This window comes from Achromobacter sp. (assembly GCF_036567245.1).
In the GTDB taxonomy this organism is placed as follows: Bacteria; Pseudomonadota; Gammaproteobacteria; order Burkholderiales; family Burkholderiaceae_B; genus Achromobacter.
Genome location: NZ_DATCUY010000702.1, coordinates 1 through 10,600, shown reverse-complemented (window position 1 = coordinate 10,600; position 10,600 = coordinate 1). Strand labels below are relative to the sequence as shown.

General features: G+C 66.9%; 13 protein-coding genes. 3 read left to right on the top strand and 10 right to left on the bottom strand.

Features of this window, described 5'->3' with window-relative positions:
• The first annotated feature begins 358 nt into the window (after positions 1–358).
• Positions 359–1,468: a porin gene (locus VIR09_RS30390; protein ID WP_332016253.1), complete on the top strand. Its 1,110-nt coding sequence runs from the start codon at positions 359–361 to the stop codon at positions 1,466–1,468.
• A 197-nt stretch (positions 1,469–1,665) separates the two neighbouring features.
• On the opposite strand, the gene VIR09_RS30385 is transcribed toward VIR09_RS30390, so the two are convergent.
• From VIR09_RS30385 to VIR09_RS30360, 6 genes are all read right to left on the bottom strand, one after another.
• Entirely contained in the window at positions 1,666–2,484 is an 819-nt protein-coding gene (locus VIR09_RS30385) for an RsiV family protein (protein ID WP_332016252.1), read from the bottom strand.
• 34 nt (positions 2,485–2,518) lie between these two features.
• Positions 2,519–3,295 carry a biotin/lipoate A/B protein ligase family protein gene (locus VIR09_RS30380; RefSeq protein ID WP_332016251.1) on the bottom strand — a complete coding sequence of 259 codons (777 nt, stop codon included), beginning with the start codon at positions 3,293–3,295 and terminating at the stop codon, positions 2,519–2,521.
• Entirely contained in the window at positions 3,292–3,567 is a 276-nt protein-coding gene (locus VIR09_RS30375) for a lipoate protein ligase C-terminal domain-containing protein (protein WP_332016250.1), read from the bottom strand. The genes VIR09_RS30380 and VIR09_RS30375 overlap by 4 nt, the downstream gene beginning before the upstream one ends.
• 29 nt (positions 3,568–3,596) lie before the next feature.
• Positions 3,597–4,061, bottom strand: coding sequence for a GNAT family N-acetyltransferase (locus tag VIR09_RS30370; RefSeq protein WP_332016249.1), 465 nt, complete (start codon positions 4,059–4,061; stop codon positions 3,597–3,599).
• A 10-nt stretch (positions 4,062–4,071) separates the two neighbouring features.
• Positions 4,072–4,773 carry a glutathione binding-like protein gene (locus tag VIR09_RS30365; RefSeq protein WP_332016248.1) on the bottom strand — a complete coding sequence of 234 codons (702 nt, stop codon included), beginning with the start codon at positions 4,771–4,773 and terminating at the stop codon, positions 4,072–4,074.
• A gap of 142 nt (positions 4,774–4,915) precedes the next feature.
• Entirely contained in the window at positions 4,916–5,821 is a 906-nt protein-coding gene (locus VIR09_RS30360) for a DMT family transporter (protein WP_332016247.1), read from the bottom strand.
• Positions 5,822–5,944: 123 nt separating this feature from the next.
• Between VIR09_RS30360 and VIR09_RS30355 the strand changes: the two genes are divergently transcribed.
• Positions 5,945–6,412 carry an Lrp/AsnC family transcriptional regulator gene (locus VIR09_RS30355; protein WP_013393500.1) on the top strand — a complete coding sequence of 156 codons (468 nt, stop codon included), beginning with the start codon at positions 5,945–5,947 and terminating at the stop codon, positions 6,410–6,412.
• A 7-nt stretch (positions 6,413–6,419) separates the two neighbouring features.
• On the opposite strand, the gene VIR09_RS30350 is transcribed toward VIR09_RS30355, so the two are convergent.
• Positions 6,420–6,911: a glutathione peroxidase gene (locus VIR09_RS30350; RefSeq protein WP_332016246.1), complete on the bottom strand. Its 492-nt coding sequence runs from the start codon at positions 6,909–6,911 to the stop codon at positions 6,420–6,422.
• Positions 6,912–6,924: 13 nt separating this feature from the next.
• Positions 6,925–8,130, bottom strand: coding sequence for an MFS transporter (locus VIR09_RS30345; protein ID WP_332016254.1), 1,206 nt, complete (start codon positions 8,128–8,130; stop codon positions 6,925–6,927).
• A gap of 267 nt (positions 8,131–8,397) precedes the next feature.
• Here VIR09_RS30345 and VIR09_RS30340 point away from each other — a divergent pair, with 267 nt between their 5' ends.
• Entirely contained in the window at positions 8,398–8,730 is a 333-nt protein-coding gene (locus tag VIR09_RS30340) for a tetratricopeptide repeat protein (RefSeq protein WP_332016245.1), read from the top strand.
• 47 nt (positions 8,731–8,777) lie between these two features.
• On the opposite strand, the gene VIR09_RS30335 is transcribed toward VIR09_RS30340, so the two are convergent.
• Together VIR09_RS30335 and VIR09_RS30330 are read right to left on the bottom strand one after the other, a co-directional pair.
• A complete protein-coding gene (locus tag VIR09_RS30335; RefSeq protein WP_332016244.1) occupies positions 8,778–9,743 on the bottom strand; it encodes a PAS domain-containing protein in 966 nt (321 codons plus the stop codon).
• A gap of 130 nt (positions 9,744–9,873) precedes the next feature.
• Positions 9,874–10,600 (bottom strand): cryptochrome/photolyase family protein (locus VIR09_RS30330; RefSeq protein ID WP_332016243.1); only part of this gene is annotated, 727 nt, incomplete at its 5' end.

Below are 10,600 nucleotides of genomic sequence, written 5' to 3'. Positions count from 1 at the left end.
CCCGCCGAGGAGGGCAGTGAGACAAGAACCGCCCCGGCCGCGCCCGTCTGGCAGGGCCTGGTGGCAAAAAACGGAAATCGCCCCGCAAGGGGCGATTTCCATTTGCGCGTCCGCACGCGCACCGCGCATGAATAGCACATCGACATTGCAGGTCCGCGCGTGCCGCATCTTTGCTTGCGGGCTGTCGGCATGGCGCGACATTTCGCGCTTTTTTCACGGCCTAGGGAATTTCCCAGCTTGCATAACCAGAACTGACATATGGCGTCCCTAGAATTCGTTCCTGCCATGCGCCGGGCGCGCCGCACGCGATGCGTGCCAGCCCGGATGCGCATGTCTGTTCAATCAATGGGAATTTGCAATGAAAAAGACTTTGTTCGTCACCGCCATGCTGGCCGCGTTCGGCGCAACGGCGCAAGCGGAGACCTCGGTGACGCTCTACGGCTTGATCGACACCGGTATCGGCTACCAGCGCATCAAGGGTGATGGCTACCATGAGTCCAAGGTTGGCATGGTCAACGGCGTGTCCAGCGGTTCGCGTTGGGGCCTGCGCGGCGCCGAGGACCTGGGCGACGGCCTGAGCGCCGTGTTCACGCTGGAAAGCGGCTTCAATTCGGCCAGCGGCGTGTCGGGCCAGAGCAGCCGCCTGTTCGGCCGCCAAGCCACCATCGGCCTGAAGAGCGACTCTTGGGGCCTGTTGGAACTGGGCCGCCAGACCAACATCGCCTCGAAGTACTTCGCCGCGATCGATCCGTTCGGCGGCAGCTACGGCCAGGCCAACGTCGGCGTGGCCTTCAGCGCCGCCAACACGGTCCGCTACGACAACATGGTGCAGTATTCGACGCCGTCGTTCAGCGGCGTGCAGTTCGGCATCGGCTACTCGTTCAACGCCGCCGACACGACCGCGGCGCAAACCGGCTTCAAGACCGCCGACAACACCCGCGCCATCACGGCCGGCCTGCGCTATGTCAGCGGCCCGGTGAACGTGGCGCTGACCTATGACCAGTTGAACCCCGCCAACCAGTTGAACACCGACGCCACGCCCAAGTCGTGGATGATCGGCGGTTCGTACGACTTCGAAGTGCTGAAGCTGGCGCTGGCCTACGGCCAGACGCGCGACGGCTGGTTCACCGGCCAGGGCGCCAATGCCTTCGGCAGCGGCAGCCCCGAAGCCAAGGGCTTCGGCACCAACGTGGCGGTGTCGGGCTTCAAGGCCAATTCCTACCTGGTGGGCCTGAGCGTGCCGATCGGCGGCGCCAGCAACATCCTGGCTTCGTGGCAGCGCGCCGATACCGACAGCACCAAGCTGACCGGCGACGACGCCACCATGAACATCTACAGCCTGGGCTACACCTACAACCTGTCCAAGCGCACCAATCTGTACGCCTTGGGTTCGTATGCCACCAACTTCGCGTTCACCGACGGCGTGAAGAGCACCGTGGCCATGGTGGGCGTGCGTCACCGCTTCTAAGACGAACGGCGTGCAAGGGCGGCGCGCCAGCGTCGCCCTGCCGCCGTGGTTGCACTGAGCGGACTGGGCGTCTTACCCGGCCACAGACGCGAAAAAAGCGGCCACCTCCCTAGCTCCATCCTCAGTCCGCTCAACCGAACCCCGGTTTGATGCCGTACCGAACGCCCGCGTAGACCGCGGGCGTTCCCGCGTGCGGCTTATGAAGCGGGCAGCAGCTCAGGCTTCAGGATCCCGCGCAGTTCCGAATAGGGAATGCTCAGTTCGGGTTCGCCATGCGAGTACGGCGCGATGGAATAGGCGTCGTACTTCACCACGATGCCGTCCCGCGTGAGCGCGTAGTTGTCGCTTTCCTGGAATGGCCACATCTTGTTGTAGGCTGCAGGATCGCGGCGCGCATCGGGATTGCTGGCCAGCCACTTGGCATGCGCCTGCCGCAACGCCGCCACGTATTGCGGATGGCGACCGGGTATCAGCGCTTCTTCCAGGCTCATCACGCGGCCGTGGCTGCGTTCCCAGTTCAGGTACTGGGTGGCGGGGATGCCATGCGCGGCGCCGGTCAGGAATTGCTCGGTATGCAGTTCGACCGCCACGATGTCGCCCACCGTGTCCTTCACGCTGGCCTTGAAATAGGTGGCGTCGCGCGCGCGCGCCACCGACCAGAAGTACTGCGTGTATTCGGACAGCGTGTCGTAAGGGCCGCGGCGGTTGGCGTCGGTGCCGGTCATATAGGCCAGCACGTGGTCCACCAGCGCGGTGAGCTTGGGGATGCCCGGGAACGCGACGCTGTCGATTTCGATGCGAGGGCAGTCGCCCTCGCAGCCTGGCTTGCTGGATGCCCACTTGATGCGCTCGGTGGACAGGTCGCCGACTTTTTCCGGCGTGGACGCCGAGGCCGGAGCCTGCGTGGCCAGCGTGATGTCGGCGGGCGGCGTGCTACTGCAGCCAGCCAGCGCCAGCAGGGCCGCGCCCAGGATGAAACCGCTTATCGCGCCTTGCGGCGTGAATGTGCGACGCATTGAAACTACCTCCAGAAAATCGGTGCCGGGCGGTTCAAGGCACCACGCCGGTCCATTCGGGCGTGGAGAACTTCTCGGCCGCCTGCGCCTGCGCGCGCGCCAGGGTGTCGCTGCCTATCTGCCCGGGGGTGAGACGGTGCAGATTGGCAAAAGTTTCCACCATGCGGTCGATGATGACTTCGCGCGACAGCCCGGTCTGGGTGCGCAAAGGGTCGACGCGCTTCTTGGCGCTGGTGGTGCCTTTGTCGGACAGCTTTTCGCGGCCGATGCGCAGGACCTCGACCATTTTATCCGCGTCGATGTCGTAGGACATGGTGACGTGGTGCAGCACCGCGCCGCCGCGGCGGGCCTGCGCTGCGCCGCCGATCTTGCCGATGTCGGAGGCGATGTCGTTGAGCGGCTGGTACCAGGCTTTGATGCCCAGGCCCTGCAAGGCGGTCAGCACCCAGGCGTCCAGGAATGCATAGGACTCCTGGAAGCTCATGCCGTGCACCAGCGCCTGGGGCGCGCTGAGCGAATAGGTGATGGAGTTGCCGGGTTCCATGAACATGGCGCCGCCGCCGCTGACGCGGCGCACGACCTGGATGCCGTGGTGGCGCGCGCCTTCGGGATCGACCTCGTTCTTCAGGGACTGGAAGCGGCCGATCACGACGGCGGGCGCCGCCCATTCCCAGATGCGCAGGGTGGGTGGACGCAGGCCGGCGCCGACCTCGTCGGTGATGACGGCGTCCAGCGCCATGTGCAGCACCGGGTCTTGCGGCCCTTCATGGATCAGTTGCCAGTCGTAGTCGTTCCAGTCGGTGCGCGTCATGCCAGCGCCCTCCGCAGTACCACGGCGACGGCCTCGGCCGAGAAGCCGAACATTTCAGCATCGGCGGGCAGGGCCGATTGCACGGCCAGCGCCAGTTCCAGTTCGCCGGCGTCGGCCGGCAGGCCGTTCAGGCCGCTATTGATGGCGTCCAGGGCCTCGGGCGGCTCGAGAAAAAAATCGCCGCTGATGCGCACGTTGGCCAATCGGCCATCGCGCACTTCCAGATCCGCGACGACCAGTTTGCCGCCGGGGACTTTGTATTCGCCATGCATGGGCGCTCCTTGCTGTATCTGTGCCAAAACTAAAGGCTGAGCTTCATGCCGTCGTGGCTGGCCTTGAAGCCCAGGCTTTCATAGAACCTGCGCGCATCGGGCCGGGCGCGGTCCGTGGTCAGCTGCACCAGGCCGCAACCCTGGATGCGGCATTGCTCGATCGCCCATTCGAACATCTTGCGTCCGAGGCCGGCGCCGCGCGACGACGAGGCGATGCGCACGCTCTCGATCTGCCCGCGCCACTGGCCCAGCCGCGACAGGCCGGGTATGAACGATAACTGCAAACAGCCGATCAGGTTCGAGCCCTGTTCGACCACGGCCAGGAATTGATTGGAATCCTGGCCGATTGCGGCAAAGGCGGCAGCATAGCGCGGGTCCAGCGGTAGCGCGGGATTCTCGCGTGTGGCGCCGAGTTCGTCGTCGGCCAGCAGGGCGACGATGGCCGGCAGATCCCCCAGTCGCGCGCGGCGGAAAACCAGTTGCGGGTCGGGCATGGCGGTTCCTTCAGCGGGCGACGTTCTGGGAGGTCTGGCCGAACAGGATGCGGCGCGATTCTTCATCGCTGATGGACGGCGCCGTATTGATGGTGTCGGCCAGCGCATAGGCGCGCTGCGTGGCAGGGCGCGCCGCGATGGCGTCGAACCAGCGCTTCAGGTGCGGGAAGTCGTTCAGGTCCTGGCCCTGCTTGGCGTGCGGCACGATCCAGGGATAGGCCGCCATGTCCGCGATGGAATAGTCGCCTGCGACGAACTCGCGGTCCGCCAGACGCTTGTTCAGCACCCCATAGAGGCGGTTGGTTTCCTTGACGTAGCGTTCGATGGCGTAGGCGATGCGCTCCTGCGCGTAGCCCGAAAAATGGTGGTTCTGGCCGGCCATGGGGCCCAGGCCGCCCATCTGCCAGAAGAGCCACTGCGACACTTCGGCGCGGCCGCGCAGGTCGGCGGGCAGGAAGCGGCCGGTCTTCTCGGCGAGATACAGCAGGATGGCGCCCGACTCGAACAAGGAAATCGGCGCGCCGCCGCCGGCCGGGGCCTGGTCGACGATGGCGGGAATGCGGTTGTTGGGCGCGATGGCCAGGAACTCGGGCTTGAACTGATCGCCGCGGCTGATGTTCACCGGATGGATCTTGTAGGGCAGGCCGGCTTCTTCAAGGAACAGCGTGATCTTGTGGCCGTTGGGGGTGGTCCAGTAGTAGAGATCGATCATGGGATGTCCTGTGCGTTGCGCCGGCGGCGGCCGGCGCAGGGAAAAGCCATGATAGCGGGGCCGGGTTCGCGCCGGCCCCAATAACCGGGGGGAGGGTACGGGTTTGGCCCCCTGGCTTGCCGTTGCGATCCGCCGGCGGGTTTCAGGCCGCGCCTGTGCGCGGCCGGCCCGGCAGGCGCCAGGTCCAGTTCAGGCTGACGCCTGCCGCGGCCACGAAGATCATGGCCACGCCGGCGATCTGGGTGGCGTCCATGCGGTGCCCGTAGACCACGAAGTCCAGCAGGATGGCCACGGCAGGATAGATGAAGCTCAACGCGGCGGTGGACGTGGTCGGCAGCTTCTGGATGGCCGAGTACATGAGGATGTACATCAGGCAGGTATGGATCAGCCCCAGCGCGACCAGGTAGCCCCATTGCAGCGGCGCGGCGGGCAGGGCATTGAAGTCCGCCATGGGCAGCAGCATGACGGCGCCCAGCGTGACCTGCACCAGCGCCAGCACCTGCGGCGGAATGTGCTTGAGCCGCTTGACGATGATGGCGGTCACGCCATAGAGCGCCGCCGCGCCCAGCCCCAGCATCAGCCCCGACAGATAGGCGCGGCCGTCCGCGCCGCCGGCTTCGGACAGGCGCAGCACCAGCATCAGGCCGGCAAAGGCCAGCACCGACCACGCGAGCTTGCCGCGCGAGGGCCGTTCGCCCAGGAACAGCACGCCCAGGCCGATCAGGAAGAAGGGCTGCACGTTGTAGACCGCGGTGGCCAGCGAAATGGACGCCAGCCGGTAGGCGGAAAACAGCAGCACCCAGTTCAGCACCAGCGCGGCGCCGGCGGCCAGGGCCAGCGCCAGCGTCCTGGCGGTGAACAGGCCGGGCTTGAGCAGGCCGCGCGCCCAGCAATACAGGAATAGCGACAGGGCCCCGAACACGCAGCGGAAGAAAACCACGTTCCAGGCGCTCTGGCCCGACTCCAGCACGAATACGCCCAAGGTGCCGGACAAGGTCATCGCGGCAGCCATCTGGGCCAGGCCCACGCGTTCTGATGAGGGGTTCATGAGGGTTCTCCAGGGGCCTCGCGGCCATGATGTTCGATGGAGAAATTATCCCAGGCGGATCAAGCTGGTTATATGATGTTGATGTGGTGAATCGATTCCGAAACCTTTGTTTAGGTGGAATTTATGCAGAACGACCTAAAAAGTGAAAACCCGGTCCTGGACGGTATCGATCGCCGTCTGGTGGAGACGCTGACGGCCAATGCGCGCACCACCACGGCCGACCTGGCGCGCCAGGTCGGGATGTCCGCGCCCAGCGTGGCGGACCGCCTGCGCAGGCTGGAAGAGTCAGGCGTGATCCGCGCCTATACCCTGGACGTGGACCCGGTGGCGCTGGGCTACACGCTGGAGGCCATCGTCCGCATCCGCCCCTTGCCCGGACAGTTACGCCACGTGGAAGGCTTGATCCAGCAGATTCCGGAATTCGTGGAATGCGACAAGGTGACGGGCGACGACTGCTTCATCGCCCGCGTGGTGTTGCGCTCGATCTCGCACCTGGACGGCATCCTGGAACGCGTGACCGAGTTCGCGGAAACCAACACCGCCATCGTCAAGGCGCACACAGTGCGCCGCAGGCTGCCGCCGCTGCGATGAAACCGGCTCAGACCGGCGCGGACAGCGCCTTTTCGATGTCGTCCCGGATGCCGGTCGGGGTGTCGGTAGGCGCGTAGCGCTTGATGACCTGGCCGTCGCGGCCCACCAGGAACTTGGTGAAGTTCCACTTGATGCCCTCGGTGCCGAAGACGCCGGGCTTTTCGCCCTTGAGCCAGCGGTACAGCGGGTGGGCGTCGTCGCCGTTGACGTTGATCTTGGCGTAGAGCGGGAAGGTGATGTCGTACTGCGTGCTGCAGAAATTGCGGATCTCGGCTTCGTCGCCGGGTTCCTGGTGGCCGAACTGGTCGCAGGGAAAGCCCAGCACGGTGAAGCCGTCGTCGTGGAACGAGCGGTACAGCTCTTCCAGGCCGGCGTACTGCGGGGTGAAGCCGCATTTGGAGGCCACGTTCACCACCAGCAGCACGCGGCCGCGGTAGGTGTCCAGGGATTGCTCGGTGCCGTCGATGGCGCGGGCGGAGAATTCATAGATAGTGCTCATGCGGGCTCCCAGGTCAGGCGTCCGAACGCGAGGGCGTCAGCGCGCCAGCTTGTTGTCCAGCGAGTGTAGCCCCGGCGCTGCGGCCGTAGTAGCGCGTGCCCCACAAGGTCAGCAACAACACCGCGGTGGTGATGCCGGCCGACATCCAGGGCAGGTCCGTCAGCGGCAGGCCATGGCCCAGCGCCACGCTGCCCAGCCAGGCGCCGCCCGCATTGCCCAGGTTGAACGCGCCCTGGTTCAGGGTCGAGGCCAGGTTGGGCGCCTCGGCCGCCTGGTCCACGATCAGCATCTGCAACAGCGGCACCACGGCAAAGCCCAGCACGCCCCAGATGAAGGTCATGACCAGCATGGGCGCCAAGGCGTGGATGGCCTGGCTCAGCGCCAGGAACACCAGCAGCAGACCGAGGAAGATGCGGCGCAGCGACACTTCCAGATTGCGGTCGCCGAGCTTGCCGCCCAAGGTGCTGCCCACGGTCAGCGCCACGCCGAAGAGCAGCAAGACGCCGGTCACGCCGCGCTCGGACACGCCGGTCACATCGCGCAGGAGCGGCGCGATATAGGTCAGCACACAGAACAGCGAGGCGGAGGCCAGTACGCTGGCGGCCAGCGGCCAGACCACGCGCACATCGCGCAACACCTTGAATTCGCGCAGGATGTTGCCGGGTTGCATGGGGATGCGCGCCGGCAGCCAGGCGGCCAGCGCGGCTACGGCCACCAGGCCGATGCCGCTGACCACCCAGAACGTCGAACGCCATCCAGCCACCTGGCCCAGCGCCGTGCCCAGCGGCACGCCCAGCACGTTGGCCAGCGTCAGTCCGGTGAACATCAGCGCGATGGCGCTGGCGCGCTGGTTGCGCGGCACCAGGTCCGCGGCGACCACGGCGCCCAGGCCGAAGAAGGCGCCATGACAGAACGCGGTGAACACGCGCGCGGCCATCAGCAGCCCGTAGCTTGGCGCCAGCGCGCACAGCAGGTTGCCCAGCACGAAGGTGCTGGCCAGCCCGATCAGCGTGGCCTTGCGCGGCAGCCTGGCGGTGATGATGGCCATGATGGGCGCGCCGATCACCACGCCCATGGCGTAACCGGTGATCAGCAGGCCGGCGACGTCGATGCTGACCCGCAGGTCCGCGGCGACGTTGGGCAGCAGGCCCATGATGACGAACTCGCTGGTGCCGATGCCGAAAGCGGCGGCGGCCAGCGCAATGAGGTGCAGGGGCATGGGACGGGGGCGGGGCATAAGGGAATGCCCGCCGGAAAGGAAGAGGCAAGGGCGGAATTCTAGGACAGCGTCGCGCGGACGCTTGGGTAAGGCCCTATCGCGATTAAGGGTATACCCGGGGTTTTGGATGGCATCGGCGCATGTCCTGGACCGGCTGCGACGCTGCCAAGGGCTTGCGCCGCGCGGGGCCATTGCCCGGGTTTGCGCGCCGCCGTCCTATCATGTGGCATCGGATCGAAATGCGCGCACCTGCAGGAGAAATTGGCAATGGAAGGAATGATCGACCGCCTGGAAGCGATGCTGGCCAAGGGCACGGACAACATGCTGCTGCGCTTTTCCTTGGGCAAGGCTTACGCGGAGCAGGATTGTTTCGCCGACGCCGAACCCCATCTGCGAGCGGCGCTGGCGTTCGATCCTGCCTATTCGGTGGCTTGGAAATGGCTGGGCAAGGCCTGCCTGGGACAGGGCGACAAGAGCGGCGCGCGCGCCGCCTGGGAGTCCGGCCTGCAGGCCGCGCAGGCGCGCGGCGATCAACAGGTGGTGAAAGAACTGCAGGTGTTCATCAAGCGCCTGGACAAGGAGGCCGCAGCCGGCGGCTGAAGCGCGCGGCGCGGCAAACCCGGCGCGGGGCCATTCCAGCAATAGGCCTAGGAGGTCTGACGCGCGGGCAGCGGCTGGGTGCGCGCGAGCCGGAATACTTCGATGGCGTGGCGCAGATCCTCGGCCCCGGCGGGCTGCAGACCGCGCTCCGTTCCCGGCGCATCCGCAATGCCGCCGTGCACATCGCGGGCCAGGCCGACCAGGTTTCTGCGCGTGGCCTCCAGCGAAAACCGCAGCGCGCCGGTTTCATCGTCGGGATTGCCGGGCGCCAGCGGCGTACCCAGATTGCCGGCGGCGATCTGCCGCGTGAAGTCGGTGGCCGTGGCCAACAGACCGGAAAGCGTGCGGGCATAGGCCCAGCCCGATGCGAAGATCAGGCTGGCGCCGCCGGCCAGCACGGCGGCCGCCAGCGCCAGTTGTTCGCCATCCAGGTGGGCCGCCATGCCGTGCAGCGCGAAGCCGCCTGCGGCCAGGAACAATGCGGACGACAGCCCCGCCCAGGCCAGCATGCGCGTGCGTATGCTGGCCGCCGGCCAGTCGCGCAGGCGCGCCAGCAGGCCTCCCGGAAGGATCCGCCCCGCGCTCAGCCGCAAGCCGCCGGTGATCCCCGAGCGCAGGCGCCGGTAGGCGTTTTCGGCGGTCTCGATCTGGGCGCGCGTCGGCTTGACGCGCACGCAGGCATAGCAGACGGTCACGCCCCGTTCCACCACGGGAGTGATGCTGGCCAGTGACCAATAGTGGCCGCCATGCTTGCGCCGGTTCTTGATCACCCCCGTCCAGGACTTGCCGCGCTGTATCGTGCGCCAGAGGTCGTCGTAGGCGGCCAGCGGCATGTCGGGGTGGCGCATGGTGTCGTGGCCCTTGCCGATCAGGTCCGCTTGCGTGTAGCCGCTGACCTCCAGGAACGCGGGGTTGGCATAGATGATGCGGCCGCGCGCGTCGGTGCGCGTGATGAGGCACTGTTCGTCGTGCAGCGTGTATTCCTGGTCATGGACCTGCGGATGGTCGCGCATGCTGTGTCGTCCTGCGATCGGCGTTGGCGGGGAGTCGCAGACCGATCATCCGGGACGCCGGCGAAAACGGCGTTGACCTAGGTCAAGCGGCGCCCACGCCCGTGCCCTCGCGCCGCAGTGCCTGGACGCATCAGGCCGGCGGCAGTCCGCCAAACGCCTCCAGCGCGCGCAGCCGGCTCTGGGCCAGATCGACGATGGGCAGCGGATAGCCGGCCGCCGCGCGTTCCATCGCGCTGGGATCGTGGATGGCGCGGCCGTCCAGATGCGCCAATTCCGGCAGCCATTCGCGCAGGAATACGCCGTCGGGATCGAATTTGCGCGACTGCGACAGCGGATTGAAGATGCGGAAATAGGGCACGGCGTCCGCGCCCGTGGACGCGCTCCATTGCCAGCCGCCGTTGTTGGCGGCGAGGTCGCCGTCCACCAACTGCGCCATGAACCAGGCTTCCCCCAGCCGCCAGTCGATCAGCAGGTTCTTGGACAGGAACATGGCCGTCACCATGCGCAGGCGGTTGTGCATCCAGCCCAGCGCCAGCAGCTGCCGCATCGCCGCGTCGACGATGGGGATGCCGGTCCGGCCTTGCTGCCAGGCGCGCAGGTCGTCCGGCGCGTCGCGCCAGGGCACCGCGGCGGTCTCCGGCTTCATGGGCTGGTGCATGGACAGCGTGGGGTAGGCGGCCAGCAGATGCTGGTAGAACTCGCGCCACAGCAGCTCGTTGATCCAGGTGGCCGCGCCGCGCTTGCCGCCATCCACCTCGCCGTGATTGGCCGCCAGCGCCGCGCGCAGGGCCTGGCCCGGCGACAGCACGCCCGCCGCCAGATAGGGCGACAGACAACTGGTGCCGGGCAGCGAGGGA

What these genes read in the sequence shown, in the direction of transcription:
- VIR09_RS30340 (WP_332016245.1), top strand. Translation starts at nt 8,398, where the DNA reads ATGGAAGGAATGATCGACCGCCTGGAAGCGATGCTGGCCAAGGGCACG.
- VIR09_RS30345 (WP_332016254.1), bottom strand. Translation starts at nt 8,130, where the DNA reads ATGCCCCTGCACCTCATTGCGCTGGCCGCCGCCGCTTTCGGCATCGGC.
- VIR09_RS30375 (WP_332016250.1), bottom strand. Translation starts at nt 3,567, where the DNA reads ATGCATGGCGAATACAAAGTCCCCGGCGGCAAACTGGTCGTCGCGGAT.
- VIR09_RS30335 (WP_332016244.1), bottom strand. Translation starts at nt 9,743, where the DNA reads ATGCGCGACCATCCGCAGGTCCATGACCAGGAATACACGCTGCACGAC.
- VIR09_RS30385 (WP_332016252.1), bottom strand. Translation starts at nt 2,484, where the DNA reads ATGCGTCGCACATTCACGCCGCAAGGCGCGATAAGCGGTTTCATCCTG.
- VIR09_RS30370 (WP_332016249.1), bottom strand. Translation starts at nt 4,061, where the DNA reads ATGCCCGACCCGCAACTGGTTTTCCGCCGCGCGCGACTGGGGGATCTG.
- VIR09_RS30360 (WP_332016247.1), bottom strand. Translation starts at nt 5,821, where the DNA reads ATGAACCCCTCATCAGAACGCGTGGGCCTGGCCCAGATGGCTGCCGCG.
- VIR09_RS30355 (WP_013393500.1), top strand. Translation starts at nt 5,945, where the DNA reads ATGCAGAACGACCTAAAAAGTGAAAACCCGGTCCTGGACGGTATCGAT.
- VIR09_RS30350 (WP_332016246.1), bottom strand. Translation starts at nt 6,911, where the DNA reads ATGAGCACTATCTATGAATTCTCCGCCCGCGCCATCGACGGCACCGAG.
- VIR09_RS30380 (WP_332016251.1), bottom strand. Translation starts at nt 3,295, where the DNA reads ATGACGCGCACCGACTGGAACGACTACGACTGGCAACTGATCCATGAA.
- VIR09_RS30390 (WP_332016253.1), top strand. Translation starts at nt 359, where the DNA reads ATGAAAAAGACTTTGTTCGTCACCGCCATGCTGGCCGCGTTCGGCGCA.
- VIR09_RS30365 (WP_332016248.1), bottom strand. Translation starts at nt 4,773, where the DNA reads ATGATCGATCTCTACTACTGGACCACCCCCAACGGCCACAAGATCACG.